15 protein-coding genes are annotated in these 17,131 nt (G+C 74.5%); 6 read left to right on the forward strand and 9 right to left on the reverse strand.

Going from position 1 to position 17,131, the window contains the following annotated elements:
- Nucleotides 1–20 precede the first annotated feature (20 nt).
- On the reverse strand, nt 21–962 hold the full coding sequence (locus ACZ6X9_RS22690) for an NAD-dependent epimerase/dehydratase family protein (RefSeq protein ID WP_469779805.1): 942 nt from the start codon (nt 960–962) through the stop codon (nt 21–23).
- A 205-nt stretch (nt 963–1,167) separates the two neighbouring features.
- The gene (locus ACZ6X9_RS22695; RefSeq protein WP_469779806.1) at nt 1,168–1,464 is read right to left on the reverse strand and encodes a hypothetical protein; all 297 of its coding nucleotides are present in this window, start codon (nt 1,462–1,464) and stop codon (nt 1,168–1,170) included.
- A gap of 348 nt (nt 1,465–1,812) precedes the next feature.
- Between ACZ6X9_RS22695 and srmL the strand changes: the two genes are divergently transcribed.
- Nucleotides 1,813–2,919 (forward strand): PheS-related mystery ligase SrmL, encoded by a 1,107-nt coding sequence (srmL, locus tag ACZ6X9_RS22700; protein ID WP_469779807.1) that lies wholly within the window; start codon nt 1,813–1,815, stop codon nt 2,917–2,919.
- Nucleotides 2,920–3,360: 441 nt separating this feature from the next.
- Here srmL and ACZ6X9_RS22705 read toward each other — a convergent pair whose 3' ends face one another.
- The 3 genes from ACZ6X9_RS22705 to ACZ6X9_RS22715 form a co-directional block, all read right to left on the reverse strand.
- Nucleotides 3,361–4,395, reverse strand: coding sequence for an Acg family FMN-binding oxidoreductase (locus ACZ6X9_RS22705; protein WP_469779808.1), 1,035 nt, complete (start codon nt 4,393–4,395; stop codon nt 3,361–3,363).
- Nucleotides 4,396–5,083: 688 nt separating this feature from the next.
- On the reverse strand, nt 5,084–5,488 hold the full coding sequence (locus tag ACZ6X9_RS22710; RefSeq protein WP_469779809.1) for a phage holin family protein: 405 nt from the start codon (nt 5,486–5,488) through the stop codon (nt 5,084–5,086).
- Nucleotides 5,489–5,682: 194 nt separating this feature from the next.
- Nucleotides 5,683–7,476: a glycoside hydrolase family 15 protein gene (locus ACZ6X9_RS22715; protein WP_469779810.1), complete on the reverse strand. Its 1,794-nt coding sequence runs from the start codon at nt 7,474–7,476 to the stop codon at nt 5,683–5,685.
- A gap of 594 nt (nt 7,477–8,070) precedes the next feature.
- Here ACZ6X9_RS22715 and ACZ6X9_RS22720 point away from each other — a divergent pair.
- Nucleotides 8,071–9,090 carry a carbohydrate kinase family protein gene (locus ACZ6X9_RS22720; protein ID WP_469779811.1) on the forward strand — a complete coding sequence of 340 codons (1,020 nt, stop codon included), beginning with the start codon at nt 8,071–8,073 and terminating at the stop codon, nt 9,088–9,090.
- A 358-nt stretch (nt 9,091–9,448) separates the two neighbouring features.
- On the opposite strand, the gene ACZ6X9_RS22725 is transcribed toward ACZ6X9_RS22720, so the two are convergent.
- The gene (locus ACZ6X9_RS22725) at nt 9,449–10,531 is read right to left on the reverse strand and encodes an NADH:flavin oxidoreductase/NADH oxidase (RefSeq protein WP_469779812.1); all 1,083 of its coding nucleotides are present in this window, start codon (nt 10,529–10,531) and stop codon (nt 9,449–9,451) included.
- 138 nt (nt 10,532–10,669) lie between these two features.
- Between ACZ6X9_RS22725 and ACZ6X9_RS22730 the strand changes: the two genes are divergently transcribed.
- Nucleotides 10,670–11,020 (forward strand): ArsR/SmtB family transcription factor, encoded by a 351-nt coding sequence (locus tag ACZ6X9_RS22730; RefSeq protein ID WP_469779813.1) that lies wholly within the window; start codon nt 10,670–10,672, stop codon nt 11,018–11,020.
- An 84-nt stretch (nt 11,021–11,104) separates the two neighbouring features.
- Here the strand turns inward: ACZ6X9_RS22730 and ACZ6X9_RS22735 are convergent, their stop codons facing one another.
- A complete protein-coding gene (locus ACZ6X9_RS22735) occupies nt 11,105–12,031 on the reverse strand; it encodes a polyphosphate polymerase domain-containing protein (RefSeq protein ID WP_469779814.1) in 927 nt (308 codons plus the stop codon).
- On the reverse strand, nt 12,028–12,645 hold the full coding sequence (locus tag ACZ6X9_RS22740) for a DUF4956 domain-containing protein (protein ID WP_469779815.1): 618 nt from the start codon (nt 12,643–12,645) through the stop codon (nt 12,028–12,030). The genes ACZ6X9_RS22735 and ACZ6X9_RS22740 overlap by 4 nt, the downstream gene beginning before the upstream one ends.
- A 348-nt stretch (nt 12,646–12,993) precedes the next feature.
- Here ACZ6X9_RS22740 and ACZ6X9_RS22745 point away from each other — a divergent pair, with 348 nt between their 5' ends.
- Genes ACZ6X9_RS22745 through ACZ6X9_RS22755 form a run of 3 tightly spaced genes read left to right on the forward strand, consistent with a single transcriptional unit; the run spans nt 12,994 to nt 15,547 of the window.
- Nucleotides 12,994–13,956 (forward strand): hypothetical protein, encoded by a 963-nt coding sequence (locus tag ACZ6X9_RS22745; RefSeq protein ID WP_469779816.1) that lies wholly within the window; start codon nt 12,994–12,996, stop codon nt 13,954–13,956.
- Nucleotides 13,957–13,964: 8 nt separating this feature from the next.
- Nucleotides 13,965–14,639, forward strand: a complete 675-nt coding sequence (locus ACZ6X9_RS22750; protein WP_469779817.1) for a hypothetical protein — start codon at nt 13,965–13,967, stop codon at nt 14,637–14,639.
- An 8-nt stretch (nt 14,640–14,647) separates the two neighbouring features.
- A complete protein-coding gene (locus ACZ6X9_RS22755; protein WP_469779818.1) occupies nt 14,648–15,547 on the forward strand; it encodes an inositol monophosphatase family protein in 900 nt (299 codons plus the stop codon).
- 324 nt (nt 15,548–15,871) lie between these two features.
- On the opposite strand, the gene ACZ6X9_RS22760 is transcribed toward ACZ6X9_RS22755, so the two are convergent.
- Entirely contained in the window at nt 15,872–17,074 is a 1,203-nt protein-coding gene (locus ACZ6X9_RS22760; RefSeq protein WP_469779819.1) for an ArsB/NhaD family transporter, read from the reverse strand.
- Nucleotides 17,075–17,131: the final 57 nt, after the last annotated feature.

Genomic DNA, 17,131 nt, shown 5'->3' on the forward strand with positions numbered 1-17,131 from the left:
GCGCGGCGGACGGGCCCGTGTCACGCGCCGGCGGCCAGGCGCTCCCGCCACCACGCGACCGTGGCCTCGACCTGCTCGTCGACGGGCGTGGCGCGGACCGTGAACGCGGCCCGGTAGGCGCCGGAGTCGACGACGAAGGGCCGGTCGAACTGGTAGCGGATCTCCTTGAGTTCGCGGAGCAGCGGGGAGAACAGCGACGCGACGCCCAGGACGGCCGGCGGCATCGCGCGGACGGCGGCCGGTGCGGTCCCGGCCGCGGCGGCGAGACGGTCCGCCATCTCCCGTACGGACAGCGGCGGTTCCGTCGGGACGTGCCACACGCGTCCCCAGGCCCGTTCCTCGCCCGCGACCTCCACCAACGCCCTGGCCACGTCGGGGAGGTAGGTCCAACTGTGCGGGACGTCGGGGTCGCCGAGCGCGCTGACCGCCTTGCCGCGGAGCAGCGGCGGCACGAAACGTCCGGCCAGGTGACCGCCGTCGGTCACGCCGGGACCGAAGAAGTCGGAGGCCCGTACCTCGACCGCCTTGAGACGCCCCTGTTCGTGCAGGGTCCGCGCCCGTTCCCAGGCGGCGGCGCGCACCCCGCCCTTCGGCCCGGTCGCCGCGAGCGGCAGGTCCTCCGTCAGGGGCCCGTCCACCGGACCGTAGCCGTAGAGGTTGCCGAGCATGACCAGAACCGCTCCGGTCGCCTCGGCCGCCTCGCGGAGCGACGCGGCCAGCGGCGGCCACTCCTTCGTCCAGCGGTGGTAGGGCGGTGCCGCGCAGCCGAGGATCGCGGTGGCGCCCCGGGCGGCCTCGGTGAGCCGTTTCCCGTCCGCCGCGTCCAGGGCGATGTGCTCGATGCCGGGTTCGGGGGCGCGGCCCGACCTGGTGACGACGCGTACGGCGTGGCCCTGTTCGGCCAACAGCCTGGCGGTGGCCGCTCCGGCGGGCCCGAATCCGACGACGATGTAAAGATCCACCGGCGCACCCTAGCGCGTAAGGCCGGCACCCCGACGGACGCCCCGGGCCCCTGCGGTCGCCCTCTCTTCCGAGAGGCCCGGTGCTCCGCCACGACCGGCGGCGTCCGCCGGCGACCCCGGACCGACCTGCCGGCCCGGCCGACCGGCCGGCCCGGCCGACCGGCCGGCCCGGTCGGCCTGATGACCGCAACGGCCGTACGCCCGGTCAGTCGTCCGACCGCGTGATCAGTTCGAGCTCGTCGAGCACGGCCTCCACCGTGGTGCCGGTGCCCACGGCCCGGTGCTCGATCTCCACGGACAGACAGACCGCGAGGTTCATCACCAGCAGGACCAGGCCCTGTGGGCCGTGTTCGGCCAGCACCTCCTCGGCGGTCGCCCGGGCCGCCCCGGCGATCTCGTCCTCGGGCGCCGTGGAACCGCACATACGCCGCAGCATCCTGATCGCGGCGGCGTCGATGTCCGGCGCGAGCGCGATCAGCTGCTGTTCTTCCTCCGGTGTCATATCGGCGGAGCGTAGCCAACCGCTGCGGACTCTGTCACAACATCGGCCGAGAACCGTGGACTTGGCGCCGGAATCCGACCAGGAGTGATCAACACCGGGGGCGGGCGGCCGGGGTACGGAGAAAAAACCAGCGAGGCCCGACGCCGGGTCCGGTTATAGTCCCGGCGTGGCCGTCGTAGCGATCTCCCGCCGATTTACCGGCCCCCCGGCCCCCGACGGGCGCCGCAGGGGTCGGACGTCGCCGCGTTCCCGGAGCCGAGTCGGCTGACCCCGTCTCGCGGCCGGGCCCAGGGGCCGGGGGGATTCCGCATCCCCCGTCATCGCCCTTGACTTGGCCAGGAGGCCGCCATGCCCGCGCACCTCTCCCCCGAACAGCTCGCCCGTGATCTGTCCCTCCGGGACCTCACCGATCCCGCCGCCGGACCGCACGCCCTCCAACTCGTCCTCGAGCAGGCCGTTCAGGCGCTCGCGAGTCGCTGGGGCTGCGAAGTCCGCTGGTGCCGCGGTGCACGCGTCGTCACCGTCGAGGACAATTACGACAACCTGGGCTATCGCCCCGACGCCGTCACCCGCGACTCCCGTCACACCCGCTACGTGGACGACCGGCACATGCTGCGCAGCCACTCCAGCGCCCTGGTGCCGGCCGCGCTGCGGGCCCTGGCCGCGGAACCGGCCGACGACGTGCTCCTGGTCTGTCCCGGCCTGGTCTACCGCCGCGACAGCATCGACCGTCTGCACACCGGCACTCCCCACCAGCTCGACCTCTGGCGCGTCACCCGCCGCCCGGCCGCCCTGACCACGGACGACCTGGACGGGATGGTCGCCGCCCTCCTCGAAGCGCTCCTCCCCGGGGCGCGCCACCGCCACGAGGAACGTGCGCACCCGTACACCCTCGCCGGCCGCCAGGTGGACGTCGACCGCGACGGCGAGTGGGTCGAGGTGGCGGAATGCGGCCTGGCCCACCCCGAGGTGCTGGAGCGGGCCGGTCTCGACGCCTCGTGGAGCGGCCTCGCGCTCGGCATGGGACTCGACCGGATACTCATGCTCCGCAAGGGTGTTCCGGACATCCGCCTGCTGCGCTCGGCCCGGCCGGCCGTCGCCGCCCAGATGACCGACCTGGCCCCTTACCGGGCCGTCTCCACCATGCCCGCCGTCCGCCGGGACGTGTCCGTCGCCGTCGACCACGACGACTCGGCCGAGGACCTCGGCGACCGGGTCCGCGACGCCCTCGGCCCGGACGCCGACTGTGTGGAGACGGTCGAGATCCTCGCGGAGACGCCGTGCGCGGAGCTCCCGCCGCAGGCCCTGGAACGGCTCGGCGCCCGCCCGGACCAGAAGAACGTTCTCCTCAAGGTGGTCCTGCGGCACCTGGACCGCACCCTCACCGACCACGACGCCAATGTGATGCGCGACCGTGTCCACGCCGCCGTCCACCGGGGCGGCGGCCCCCGGTAGGCCGGGAGCCGGCAGGGTTTCCGTGGCGGTAGCCGGAGTCCTCCTCCGGCTACCGGCCTGCCGTCCGCCGCCGGTGCCCGCTGGGGTGAGCGACCGGGTGAACAGGCCGCGCAGGAGCCCTGCCGCGGTGCTGCAGACCTGACCAGTGGATCTTCGACCGTGTCCGAAATCGTGTGCTGGACACCGAACGGGTCCGCTCCCTCTCCCGGTGCGAGAACCGCGACCCGCGGCCCGGGAGTCGGGAGCGGAAGGAGCGGCTTGGCAGGGGCGGCGGGGGCGGCGACGGTCAGACCGCCCAGGGTCGACAGGACGCCGGCCACGGCGGCGGTGGCTGTGGCGGCGCGGCGCGCGCTGATCTGCCTCGTGCCGGGGCCGACGAGGCGGCGCCCGGGCGGTGACGTGTCGCGCGGACCGGTCCTGGCGGATGGTCGTGACGCCTCGTCAGTCGTCGAACTCCAAGATGTCGTCGACCGGGCGACGTCGCGTCGCGGTGCCCCGGGGGCCGTAGCCGAGCCGCAGGATCATCTGCGTGGATCCGGTGCCGGTGAGGGGGTCGCGGAGCGGCCACCGCAGGTCGGGCCATTCGAGTGCCTGGGTGGCGAAGGAAGTGGCCAGACCTTCGAGGGTGGCGACGAGCAGGACCCGCTCCGTGGCCTGTCCGGCACGCAGCCAGTCCGCCGGGCGGTCGTTCTCGGTGGTCAGTACGGCGAGGTGCGGAGTGTCCTCGAAGACCGCCGCGCCGCGGCCCGGGACCGGCCGGCCGCCGGAGAAGTCCCGCGTCGGGGCGTGCCCGGCGTGCCGGCGCGGCCCGAAGGCGTGTTCCGGGACGCCGTCGGCCGCGTTTTCCGCCTCCTCTCCGTCGCCGGTACGCGTCCACCGGGCGAGGTCGCGTTCGCGGTCCGGGTCGGCCCGGTTGCGCGCCTCGGCCTCGTCGGCGAGTTCCGTGATCCAACTGGCCTGCCAGGACTCGGGGAAGGAGAGTACGGCGCCCTCCTCGCGCGCGGCGTCGGCGAGTGCGGCGCGGATTCCGTCGGGCACCGGTTTGTCCAGGAAGGGGTGGCGGCTCGTGTGCCGCAGCGGGATGGCCGGTGCCAGGGCCGCCGGCGCGGCGTCCGGTCCGACCGGGCGTTCCGTTCCGATCGGCCCGTCCGCGTCGCCGGAGGGGGCCGGGCGCACGAGCGCCAGCAGGGTGGGGTCGTCCGGCTCGGGCAGGAGCGTGACGTCGGCGTGGTGACCGGCCCGGGCGAGGGCCACTCTCAGGTTGAACAGGGCGGCTCCGCAGCCGATGTGCAGCGCGCGGCCGTCCGGGTCGCTGTGCGGCATGCCACGACCGGCGTCGGCGTGCAGCCGGAACGCACCGCTGCCCCGGGCGTACCGGAACCGCCAGGGCTGCGCGTTGTGCATGGAAGGGGCGGCCGCGGCCGCGCCGACGAGTTCGCGCACGCGCTCGTCGTCCAGAATGGATGCCGCTGTCACGGGGTCTCCCTTCCGGCCGGTGTCCGGCGACGTCGCCGGCTCCCTTCCATGCTCCCTCTTCGGGATGGTCGGGGCATGGGCCGGGAGACCCTGTTCGCTCGCCGGTGCCTCACCCCGGGCGAGGGCGCGCGGGGATCCGGGCGGGGGCGGGCGAGGTTCCGGGCGGGGGGTCCCGGGCAGGCCTGACGGCCGCCGGGCGGGAGTGGAGCCCGGGGCGGGCGCGGAGTCCCGGACGGGCTCAGAGTCGCTGGGCGGCCAGAAGCGCGAGTGCTCGTTCCCGGAGGGGCACGGAGTCCGGACGGGCTCAGAGTCGCGAGGCGGGCCCGCGAGTGCTCGTTCCCGGGCGGGCGCGGAGTCCGGACCGGCTCAGAGTCGCGAGGCGGGCTCGCGAGTGCGCGTTCCCGGACGGGCGCGGAGTCCCGGACGGGCACGGAGTCCCGGACGGCGCCGAGCCTCCGGCGGACGCGACGGCCCGGCGAGCGCAAGAGCAGGCGGGCGCAAGGTCAGGCGAGCACAAGAGCGGGCGGGCGCAGAACCCGCGGCGGACGCGTCGTCCCGGGCGGGCGCGGAGTCCCAGGCAGGCAGGGACTCGGGCCGGGCCCGGTCTCGGACCAGGTGCAGTCTCGGGCCAGGCGTGGTCTCGGACCAGCCGCAGTCTCGGGCCGGGCGCGGCGTCCCTGGCGGCCTGTCAGACGCCCGATTCGGCCAGTTCGGTCAGGACCCGCTCGGCGGCCTCCACGGACGACTGCCGGGCCGCGCGGGAGGCGGCGCGCCGCAGGCGGGTGAGGCCGACGGCGGCACCGGCGTATCCGGCTGCCAAGGCCAAGGCCGCGCGGGACGGCGGCAGGACCCGCTCGGTGGCCCGCAGAAGAGCCTGGTGGGCGGAGACGAGGGAAAGGGCGCCGAGCGCACCGCTCAGGGCCATCGCGGTCCCGGCGACGCGCGCCCGGCCGATCGCCGTGGTCAGCGGGCCGTCGGGTCCTCCGGCCTCCGCGCGCACCAGCCCGGACACGTCCTTCCAGATCCGACCCGCCGCATCGGGCCACGGCCCGTCCCACGGCAGCCCGCCTCCGGACCCCGTACTCGCCGCCATGCCGTGCCTCCGTTCCTCCCGTCCGCCTCGGTCGCCACCGTCGGCGCCGCCGTTCGCGGTCACCGGCGGTATGTCGCGGGTGCCACGGATCCGTGTGGCGAAACCGGGAGGTGCCCTCTTCCGGGAGGGGGCTTGGGGGCTTCCGGGGGGTCTTGTGGGGCTTCCGGGGAGGGGCCGGGGCGCCCCCGTCCTTCCTACCCCTCCTCCCACGGCCTCCCGAGGCGCGCCGCGCACTCCAGCATCAGGGCGTGGACGAAGGCCTGGGGCAGGTTGCCGCGGAGCTGGCGCTGGGCGACGTCGTACTCCTCCGAATAGAGGCCGGCGGGGCCGCAGGCGGCACGGTTGCGTTCGAACCAGCGGAAAGCGGACACCTCGTGGCCCTGCTGGTGCTCGGCCAGGGCGGTGACGAAGCCACAGAGGAGGAAGGCTCCCTCGGCCGTCTCCAGGGGCTGCTTCCCGTGGCGGAAACGGTAGGCGTAGTGGTCCTCGGTGAGGTCGTCGACGTAGGCGCGCAGGGTGGCGCGGGTGCGGGGGTCGTCGGCGGGGACGGCGCCGCGGAGCGGGGGCAGCAGCAGGGCGCCGTCCAGGCCGGGGTCCTCGGGGGAACGCTGCCAGCGGCCGGACGGGTGGAGGCAGCGGGCGGCGGTGTCGGCGACCAGGCGGTCGGCGAGCGCGCTCCACTCGGCCGCGCGTCCGCCGGCCGCGCCGGTGGCGGCGACGCGCCGCAGGCCCGCCGCGCATGCCAGCCGGCTGTGCGCCCAGCGGCGCGGGGGGAGTTCCCACACCCCGGCGTCCGGTTCGTGGTGGCGCCTGGCGATGGTGTCCGCCGCGATGACGGCCGCGTGCCACCCGTCGGCGTCCAGCCTGCCGTGCCGCGCGGCCGTGCCCAGCAGGAGGAGGGACTCCCCGAAGACGTCGAGCTGGAACTGGCCGCTGACCTTGTTGCCGACGCGGTCGAAGCCGCCGGGGTAGCCCGGGAGGTCGAGCTCGCGTTCGTCGGGGATGGGGTGCCCCTCCACGGTGTAGGCGGGGGCCATGCGGGGCCCGTCCTCGTGCAGGCGGGCGGTGACGAACCGGACCGCGTCGTCGAGCAACGCCGTGTCGCCGGCGGTGGCGACGGCCTGGCCCGCGTAGCACTGGTCGCGGATCCACACGTAGCGGTAGTCGTAATTGCGGCCTTCCTCGGCGCGCTCGGGGAGGCTGGTCGTGGCCGAGGCGACCATGCCGCCGGACGCGCCGGTGAGGCCGCGCAGGACGGTGTACGCCCGGCGGGCGTCAGCCCGGGCGACCGTTCCGTCGAGTGACGGGACAGTGGCGTGCCACGCCTCCTCGGTGGCCCGCCACAGGACGTCGGGGTCGGGCGGGCGGCCGGGCAGCGGCCGGTCGCCGATTTCCAGGACGAGGTCGAGAGAGGCCCCGGCCTCGACCGTCAGGTCGGCCACCAGCCGCCGGCCCCGGGCGTCCGCCGGCCGCGGATCGGGGAACCGGCCGGACCAGCGCAGCCGGAGGTCCCCGGCGCGTCCGGTCCACACGCCGGGGGCCCGGCGGGAGAAGTCCCGCAGCGGGTGCCGGCCGAAGGCCGCGCACGGTTCGAGCGCGACGGACATCCGGGCGGCGGCGTTCCGGCAGGGCATGATCCGCCGGAGGAGGACGGCCCGGTGCGGATCGCCGGGGAAGGCGAGGGCCTCGCGGCACTCGACGATGCCGTCGTCGGTGACCCAGCGGCTGCGCCAGATGAGCGTCCCCTCCTCGTAGTAGCCTCCCCAGACGCACCGCCCCGCCGGAGTGACCAGGTAGACGCCGGTCCCGCCGACCAGGGTGGAGAAGACGGCGTCCGAGTCCCACCGCGGGGCGCACATCCAGGCGTACTCACCGCGGGGGCCGACGAGGACGCCGCGCTCGCCGTCGGCCAGCAGGGCGTACTGCCGCAACGGCTGGGGCGTGAGGTGCCCTCCGGCGAGTCCGGTCTCCGCCGCCGTCCCGGTCATGTGCTCATCCCGGTCATGTCCTCGCCCCGGGCATTCCCTGTTCCGGTCATTCGCTGTCCCGGTCGTTCGCTGTCCCGGCATCGTCGTTCTTCGGCCGACGCACTCCCCCGGCCCCTGCCCGTGGGGCCGCGGGGGCGGGCCGGGCCGCGCGGCGCCGCACAGGGCGCGGGAGTTCCCTAACCGCCGTCGGCGCGGGGCAAACCGCACGGCGCCCCTGGCCGCCACGGTGCTCCGATCGGCACCCTCACATAATGGGGACAGGCGCGACGCCGCGCCACGGGGGACGGGGAGGCTCGGGAGATGGTGGGGAAGGCGGATGCGGCCCGGTGCGCATGCCGGGGTCTCCGTACCGTCGTCCGTTCCGCGTCGCCGTCCCCTCCGGGTCCTCGACGAAACGTCACCGTCTCTTCCGCGTCACCGTCTCTTCCGGGTTACCGACGAAACCATCCGGTGCGGAGCCGCCCGGTGCGCCCGGCCACCCGCGCGAGGCGGTACGCGCCGCTCTCTGCGACTCCCCCGACCGGCTCCCTCACCTCACCACCACCGCGCCGCCGGACGTACCCCCTCACCACCCGTACCGAAAGGCCCCTCACCGTGATCATCGTCGCCGGGGAAGCCCTGATCGACCTCGTTCCCGAAGAGCTCGTCGCCGGGAAGACGGCGAGTGAGGGGGCCCCGGCCGGGCGGCGCCCCGACGTCCCGGGCACGGGCGCGGGCACGGGCACAAGCGCCGCCGAACTGCCCGCTCTGCGGCCCAAGCGCGGCGGCGGCCCCTACAACACCGCCGTGGCGCTGGCCCGCCTCGGCTCCCCCACCACGTTCTGCTCCCGCCTGTCCACCGACCACTTCGGCGAGGCGCTGCTGAGCGGGCTGGCGGCGGACGGGGTGGACGTCTCGCTCGTACAGCGCGGCCCCGAACCCACCACGCTCGCGGTGGCCCACATCGACGCCGACGGCTCCGCGGTCTACTCCTTCCACGTGGAAGGTGCCGCCGACCGCCTCTTCCAGGCCCCGGACACACTCCCGACGGCGGCGCGCGCGGTCTCGTTCGGCACCTGCTCCCTCGTCCTGGAACCGGGCGCCTCGGCGTACGAGGAGCTGATGCGCCGCGCGTCGGACGACGGCCTCTTCACCGCCCTGGACCCCAACGTCCGGCCGGGTCTGATCCCCGACGCCGACGCCTACCGGGCCCGCTTCCGCTCCTGGCTGCCGTACGTCACCCTGCTCAAGCTCTCGGAGGAGGACGCGGCCTGGCTGGCCGGCCCCGCCGACCCGGCGACCGCCGTCCGCGCCTGGCTCGCGGCCGGCCCGTACGCCGTGGTCCTCACCCGGGGCGGCGCGGGTCTGACCGTTCTCACCCGGGACGGCCTCGAACTCTCCGTTCCCGGCGAGAAGGTGGCCGTCGTGGACACCATCGGAGCCGGCGACACGGTCAACGCCGCGCTGCTGCACCGGCTCGACGGACACGGCGCGCTCGTCCCGGCCCCGGCACTGGACGCCGACCGATGGCACGACACCCTCGCCTTCGCCGCCCACGCCGCCGCAGTGACCTGCTCCCGCGCGGGAGCGCAGCCCCCGTACGCGGCGGAACTGGCGATTCCTGCGGGAAGTTGACGGCACCCGGCACAGCGGCGCCCGCCTTCCCGCCCCGGCGCCCTCCCCTGCACCGCTCATCCGCCGGTCTGGCCTGACCGAGCACCACCCGCCCGACGCGCGGCGACCATGGAGGTGCGGCGGACGGGCCGGTGGTCGCGCGCTGCGGCCGGCGGCGCCCCACACGCCCCGGGCGCCGTCGGCGCGCCCGCTCATCGACGGGTGCCGCCCGGGCCACCGCCGCACCCCGTCGCCGGGCGCCTCGCACGGCCTCCGCCCCGGCCGGCGCGGGCATCGCCCGTCTCGCCGTCCCCACGGCCGGCGCGGCACAGCACCCGTGACCGGAGCGAGCACCGGCCGCCGACCGGCGTCCCCGACGTCACACCGAGCGGTGGTACTGCGGGGGAATGTGGACGTCGCCACCGAGTTCCCGTGCCGCGTGCCGGGCCCAGAAGGGGTTGCGCAGCAGTTCGCGGCCCAGCAGCACCGCGTCCGCCTCGCCGTTGGCGAGGATCTTCTCGGCCTGGCGGGCCTCCGTGATGAGGCCGACCGCGGCGACCGGCAGGCCGGTCTCGTTCTTCACCCGTGCCGCGAAAGGCACCTGGTAGCCGGGCTCGACGGGGATCCGGACGCGCGGGGCGACGCCGCCGGTCGACACGTCCAGCAGGTCCACGCCGTGGTCCTTGAGCAGGGCGGCGAAGCGTACGGTCTCGTCAGCCGTCCAGCCGGGCTCGTCCTCCAGCCAGTCGGTGGCGGAGATCCGGAAGAACAGCGGCAGTTCCCCAGGCCACACCGCGCGCACCACGTCGACGACCTCCAGCGCGAAGCGGGTGCGGTTCTCGAAGGAGCCGCCGTACTCGTCGGTGCGGTGGTTGCTGTGCGGGGAGAGGAACTCGCCGATGAGGTAACCGTGGGCGCCGTGGATCTCGACCACCTGGAAGCCGGCGTCCAGAGCGCGGCGCGCGGCGTCCGCGAACTTTCCGACCAGGGCCGCGATCTGATCCTTGGTCAGCTCTTCGGGGGCCGGATAGCCCTCGTCGAACGCGAGCGGGCTCGGGCCTGCGGGCCGCCAGCCGTGCCCGTCCGAGCCGACCGGGCCGCCGCCCTTCCACGGCCGCTCCGTCGACGCCTTGCGTCCCGCGTGGGCTATCTGGATGCCCGGGACCGTGCCCTGGCTCTTGAGGAAGTCGGTGATCCGGCGCAGCGACGCGACCTGGGTGTCGTTCCAGATGCCGAGGTCGTACGGGCTGATCCGGCCCTCGGGGGAGACCGCGGTCGCCTCCTGGAGGATCAGGCCCGTGCCGCCCGCGGCGCGGGCCGCGTAGTGGGCGAAGTGCCAGTCCCGCGCCACACCCGCCCGAGGGCCGGTCGGCTCGGCGCTGTACTGGCACATCGGGGCCATCCAGACGCGGTTGGGGATGGTCAGCGACCGCAGGGTGCGGGGCTCGAAGAGGGCGCTCACGGGGACTCCATTCGCAGCGGCTGGCGTCCGGCCCGACGGCCGGCGGCACGACGCTTGTACGATACCTTCCGTACTACGAGACCTGTCAAACTACGATGCTTCTCGTACCATGGAGCTCCCCGAGGAACCGGAGCCACCGTGACGCCCACCACCAGCCCGCGGGTTCTTCCCCACCCCACGCGGGAGGAGATCCGCCTCGAAGCGGTGCTGCACGCTCTCGCCGACCCCGTGCGGCTGCTGGTCGTCCGCCGGCTCGCCGCGGCGCAGGCCGAGGTGAACTGCTCCTCCATCGAGCTGCCGGTCACCAAGTCGACCACGACGCACCACTTCCGTGTCCTGCGGGAAAGCGGCGTGATCCGCCAGTGCTACCGGGGCACCGCCAAGATGACGGGCCTGCGCCTCGACGATCTCGACGCCCTGTTCCCCGGCCTCCTCTCCAGCGTCCTCACCGCCGCCGGCCACCAGTCCGCTCGCGACGCGACGCGCTGATCCCGCGGCGCCCGTACCGGGCCCGACGCGATACCGCCGGGTCGGCACGTCCCGTCGGCGCGCGCCTGCCGCCCCCTCCCGAGCTCACCACCTTCCTCCGTCCGCCCGGGTCCACGTCTCACCTCCGCCCGCCGGAGCCCACGCCTCGCCTCCGTCCACCGGAGCCCACGCCTCACCCCCGTCCGCCAGGACCCACGTCTCGCCGAACGCTCGCCGCGCCGCCCGGCGCCACTGGTTGGCGGGCAGGTTCGGCCGCAGGACCGCGAGCGCGCCGCAGTACTTGGTGAAGGCCGCCGGGCGCTCCCCGTACCCGTGCAGCAGCCGGTCCGCGTCGGTCAGACGGCCCGCCGACTTGGTCTCGACGAGGACCAGGTCCGTGTCGCAGCGCACGGCCCGGCCCGTCCGCGGATCGCCGCAGACCAGGCCGGCGTCGCAGGTGACGCGTTCGCCGTCCGCCACCAGGGTGGTGCGCAGGTAGTCCGTGGTGAGCGACGGGACCAGTACGGCGGGAGGGGCGATGCCGTAGGCGCGGCGCAACGTGCCCGCCAGGAAGGAGCGGTGGCGGGCGTCGAGCGGGGTCGCGCCGCCCGTCAGGGCGCTGCGGTGTTTCACGGTCGAGCCGCGCCGCCCCTTCAGCTTGATTTCGAACTGCCGCTCCCCCGAGTCCTGGTACACCCGCTCACGGATCTTGAACCGGATCCTGCGGCCCTGGCGGTGGTCGTGGAAGGAGCGGAGGCCCGGGGTGTCGTAGTAGACGGAGTGGTAGCGGAAGGCGCGCCGGCCGTCGATCGTCAGGGCCCGGAAGGGGCCACCGGGGCGCCGGGGGTCCGTCAGCCGTTCCGCCAGCCGCAGGAAGACCTCCGCGGGCACCAGGTAGGTGCGGTCGAAGCGGGTGAGGAGACCGGCCCGCTCGTTGAGTTCGGCGAGGGAGAGGGGCGCGGCGGCCCGGGCGGCGGTCCGGAGGCCGCGGACGGCGGACGGCTCCGCGCACAGCGCTCCGACGGTGCTCACAGCGCCTCCCCGGCGCCCACCGCGCGGTGCGCGTACGAGCCGGGCAGCTCCTGCCGGGCCTCGCGGTACCGCACGTCGACGACGGTCAGGTCGCGGACGTAGTCGACGTTGACCACCGTCCAGCGCAGGGGCTCCCCCAGCCGTCGGGCGAGGTCGGCCCGCAGGGCGGCCGGGTCGCCGTACGCGGTGTCGAGGGTGACGAGGGCCCGACGGGATCCGGTCAGGAGCCGCGGATGGTCGGCCACGTGCACGACGAGCAGCAGGACGGCGCTCAGCCCCGCGGCCGCCGGCACCGAGAGGTGGGGCAGCGCGCACAGCAGACCGAGGACCACCGCCGTGAAGTAGTAGGCGACCTCCTCCTGCTGCACGGCGTCCGACCGGAGCCTGACGAGGGACAGCACGCCGAAGAGCCCCAGCCCCAGCGACGTCCCCCCGTGACCCCCGCCCGCCCCGGCGAGGACCTGGACGACGGTGAACAGACCGACGTTCAGCGCCAGCAGCGCCGGGACCAGCTCGCGGCGCCCGTGCCGCGGATGATAGACGCGGAAGACCAGCAGGCTGACGGCCGCGAGGTCGAGCGCCAGGTGAGCGGCGAGGTGCCGCAGAGTGTCCATGATGGTGCCCCCTGAGTGCGTTCTCCGAGTGGTGGAACGGACACCGACGATAGACACGATCACAGCGAAAATGCGTTCGACTGTGGAGAAACGTTTTTCCACAGCCTGAATCCCCACAATTCCGGCCCCCACCGCCTCGGTTCTTCACAGCCGCACGCCACGCCCCGTCTCACCTCACACGACGGCACACACCCCGCGCCTTCCCGGCCGGACTCGCACCGGCGTACCCGGCGAGCGGCGAGGCCCCGCAAGTGCCAGTGGCGAGGAAAGCACCTTCCGCGCTCCTCTTCCTGGCTGCCTGTCACACCCCGCTCCTACGATGGCCGTACCACGGGGGGAGGCCGGGTCATGGGGCGGAGGACATCGGACGTGGGGCGGGGGCTCGAACGGGCCGTCGCCTGGACGCTCAGACGCATCGACGGGGTCGTCGCCATGGCGGCGGCGCTCGTCATCGGCACGCTGGACATCCTGGACCAGAAGGTCGACGCGAACATCACGTCGGGGGCGATCCTGCTGGTCCTCGCCGCGCTGGTGTTCGGCACGCTCACCGAGCGGCGGCGGCGGGTCCAGGATATCCGCGAGGCCATGAGCGGTACCCGGCAGACGCTCGAGGACCTCGCCATGGTGCGCACGGTCTCGGGCGACGCGCTGGAGCAGGCCCTGAGCGAGGCTCGGAGCGACACCGACCGCTGGATCTTCAAGGGCGGAACGGGCACCTACCTGCGCGCGGTGACATTGCCGGTGTGCGTGCGGAAGGCGCGTCAGTTGCGCCGTTCGCTGAGCATGAAGATAGACATCGTCGACCCGGCCGACGAACAGGTGTGCGCGGCCTACGCCCGTTTCCGCCGCAACTTCACCCAGCGGCTCGACCCGGCGCGGCCCGACACCTGGACCACGGAGCGGACCCGCAAAGAGTCCTTCGCCACGGTGCTCGCCGCCTGCTGGTACCGGCAGCGGCTGGACACCCTGGAGATAGACGTCCACCTGTCCTCGGTGGCGCCGACCCTGCGGTTCGACATGTCCTCGTCCTGCCTGATCATCACTCAGGACGACCCCCAGCGCGACAACCTGCTGGTGCGACGGGACCGCCCGCTCTACGCCTACTACGAAACCGAGCTCCGCCAGGCCCGCGAGCAGGCCCGCACCCTCGACCTCGCCCGCACCGAGCCGCTCGGCGACGAGCCGACCATCGACGAGGTGCGGCGGCTCTTCGAGGGCCTGGGGCTGCCGCTCCCGGCGTCCTTCACCGACGGCGACATCGGCGAGATCATCGACAAGGCCCTGCACGCGGAGAACCCTTACCGGAGGTGAGGTCGCGAGTGATCGGCCCCGTGGACTGCTCGAGGATCGAACAGATCATGGCCGGCGGCGGTGACGTCGCCGAACTGTACGACGCGGCCGCCGCGGCCCTCCACGACGTGGCCTCGGGGCGCGGTGGACCGCGCGCCGTACGCCACCCTCTGGGCTTCCTGTGCCTGCCCGTGCGGCGCGAAGAGGACCGCGGTGTCTGCGTCCACGTCTTCGAGGACGCCCCACGCCGCGCCGGGAACCCCCTCACCACCTCGCCCGTCCACGCGCATAGCTGGGATCTGACCAGCTTTGTGCTGTACGGGGAGGTGGGCAATATGCGGGCGCGGGTGCACGAACGGCCCGACGATCCCACGCACCGCGTGTTCGAGGTGCGCAGTGGCGCCGGTTCCGTCGACGAGATCCGGCCGACGGCACGGCTGGTGCGATGGTCGGAGGGCCCCCGGGAGACCAGCGGCGGCGGCCAGATCTACACCCTGCCCGCCGGCGAGTTCCACGCCACCGTCGTCCCGCCGGGCGTCACGGCCGCCACGCTCCTGATGGGGCGCGTCCTGCCGGGGCGGTGCGACCTCACCCTCGGACCGGTGCACGGCACGCTCCATCGGGTGGTACGACAGACATGCGACGCCGCGCGGACCGCCGACGCGGCGCGCGCCGTCCTCAGGAGGCTGGATGAGCGCCCTTAGGAGGCTGGATGAGCGTCCTTCCCGGTGACGACAGGACGAACGGCGGCGAGCCCGCCGTGGGCGGCCGTTACGCCGAGGAACTCGCGGTGGCCGTGGGGGCCGCGCGGGAGGCCGGGGCGCTGCTGAGCTCCCGCTTCGCGGGCGACTGGGGCGTCCGGGCCAAGGACGGCCTCGGCGACGTGGTGACCGACCTGGACCTGATGGCCGAACGTCTGGTGATCGCCCGCCTCCGCGAGCGCTTCCCTCGGGACCGGATCCTCTCCGAGGAGGCGGGGGTCCTCCCTGCCTCCGGTTCCGCCGCCGGGCCGTCGCGCCGCACCTGGCTGGTGGATCCCCTGGACGGCAGCAACAACGTGGCGATCGGGCTGCCCGCCTACGGGGTGGGCATCGCCCTGTGCGTCGGCGGGCGGCCCGTGGTGGGCGTCGTGCACGACCCGGTCACCGACCGGACGTGGACGGCCCACGCCGGCGGCGGCGCGTACGGCCCCGGCGGCCGGCTCACCGGCCCGTCCCGTCCGCTGTCCGCCGCCGGCCCCCTGCTCGCCTGGACGCAGGGGCACACCGTGCCGCGCAAGGACCCCGTGGCCCGTGCGCTGAAGGGGGCGCTGGAGGATCACTGTCGGCGGCTGTTGCAGTTGTGGGCGCCGCTGCTGGCCTGGGCCATGCTGGCCCGCGGCGACATCGACGGTTTCGTCGGCTACCGGGCGGAGGGCGTCGACCTGCCCGCCGGTCTGCTGCTGGCCGCCGAGGCGGGGCTGGAGGTGCGGGCCCTGGACGGGGGCGACTTCCGCGGCGACGCGGAGGGGCCGGACACGGACCGCAGCTTCGTCGCCGGGCGCGCCGGGGACATCCCGTATCTCCTCGGCTTGGTCGCGTCCGTACGGCCGCTGAGCGTGGTGCCGGGGTGAGTGCGGTGCCGGGGTCGGAACGGTGCGGGAGTGGGCGCGGTCGGGACAAGCGTTGCGCCGGGTGAGCCTGGTCGCGTGGGCCTGGTCGCATGGGCCTGGTCGCGCCCGAAGGAGGTGACGAGCTGAGAGCGGGCCGGGTCGCAAGGCCGAACGCGCTGCCCGGCCGACGGGAGCACGTCGACGGCCCGTCGGGGCCGTCGGCGACTGCCGTACGCCCACCGGGCACCCCCGCCCGTCCCGTCCCCCGTCCTCCCTCCCCCGTTCTCCCTGACCCCACCACCCCGTATCCCCACCACCCCGTATCCCCGTCACCCCGTCACCTCGTCACCCCGTCAAAGCCAACGCCCCCACCGATGCCGCCACCGCCCCCACCGCCAGCACCGCGCCCGTGCCCATGAACCGGCGCAGGGGCACCCTTACGCCTCGGGCGTGGCACCGCTCGAACCACAGCAGGGTGGCCAGCGAGGCCCATGGGGTGATCAACGGGCCGACGTTGGTGCCGATGAGCAGGGCCAGCAACTGCTCGTGGTTGCCCTGCGGCACGGCGGATTCCCCGGCCAGGTACACCGGCAGGTTGTTGAGGACGTTCGACAGTCCGCCGCCGACCCCCGCCGCGCGCACCATGCCCAGCAGACCGTCGTCCGTGCCGACCGCCGAGGCGAGCAACCGGTGGAGGCCGTTCGCGTCCACCGTCTCCACCACCAGGAACAGCCCCGGCACCAGCACCAGCAGCCGCCAGGGCACCAAGGACAACCGGAGCTCTTCCCGTTGCCGGACCGCGAAGGCCGCCACCGCCACCGCGGCGGCCGCCGCCGACGCCACCCACAACGGCACGACGTCCACCAGGATCGCCACCAGGAACCCCGCGCAGGCCACCGCGCAGACCCGGAACAGCACCGGGTCGTCGGGCCTGCGGTGCTCGGGCGGCCGGTAGCAGTCCTCGCCCCGGCGGTCCCGCCGCCAGAAGAACAGCCACAGGCAGCCCATCGTCACCAGCAGCGACGCCACCTGGGGCGCCCACATGCGCGCGGCCATCCCCGCGGGGGAGAGCGCCACCCGGTCCGCGGCCAGCAGGTTCGTCAGGTTGGACACCGGGAGCAGCAGGCTGGCCGTGTTGGCCAGCCACACCGTCGTCATCACCAGCGGCACCGCGGCGATGCCCACCCGGGACGCCAGGGCCAGCATCACCGGGGTCAGGAGCACCGCCGTCGTGTCGAGGTTGAGGGTGATGGTGGTGAGCGCGGCGAACCCCACGCACCACAGGAACAGCAGCGCGTAGCTGCCGCGCCCCGCCCGGGCCATCGCCGTGGCCACCACGTCGAACACCCCGGCCCGGCTGGTGAGTTCCGCCATCACGATCACCGTGCCCAGGAAGGCCAGCAGCGGCCCGATGCGGGCCATCGCGTGTCCGGCCGACGCCGCCGGCAGCAGGCCGGTGGCGAGGAAGAGCAGTCCGCAGACGAGGATCCCACCGGCGAGCCGGTCCAGTACATGGAGACGTCCGAAGAGCTGTATGAAGGCACGCACGCCACGAGCATCGCACAGCATTCCCGCGAAGACGGTGACCGGGTGTGACCCCGCTTC

The organism is Streptomyces sp. NPDC052910 (assembly GCF_055585605.1).

Coding starts and splice junctions, on each gene's coding strand:
- ACZ6X9_RS22740 (WP_469779815.1), bottom strand. CDS start 12,645: ATGGACACTCTGCGGCACCTCGCCGCTCACCTGGCGCTCGACCTCGCG.
- ACZ6X9_RS22710 (WP_469779809.1), bottom strand. CDS start 5,488: ATGGCGGCGAGTACGGGGTCCGGAGGCGGGCTGCCGTGGGACGGGCCG.
- ACZ6X9_RS22715 (WP_469779810.1), bottom strand. CDS start 7,476: ATGACCGGGACGGCGGCGGAGACCGGACTCGCCGGAGGGCACCTCACG.
- srmL (WP_469779807.1), top strand. CDS start 1,813: ATGCCCGCGCACCTCTCCCCCGAACAGCTCGCCCGTGATCTGTCCCTC.
- ACZ6X9_RS22745 (WP_469779816.1), top strand. CDS start 12,994: ATGGGGCGGAGGACATCGGACGTGGGGCGGGGGCTCGAACGGGCCGTC.
- ACZ6X9_RS22695 (WP_469779806.1), bottom strand. CDS start 1,464: ATGACACCGGAGGAAGAACAGCAGCTGATCGCGCTCGCGCCGGACATC.
- ACZ6X9_RS22755 (WP_469779818.1), top strand. CDS start 14,648: ATGAGCGTCCTTCCCGGTGACGACAGGACGAACGGCGGCGAGCCCGCC.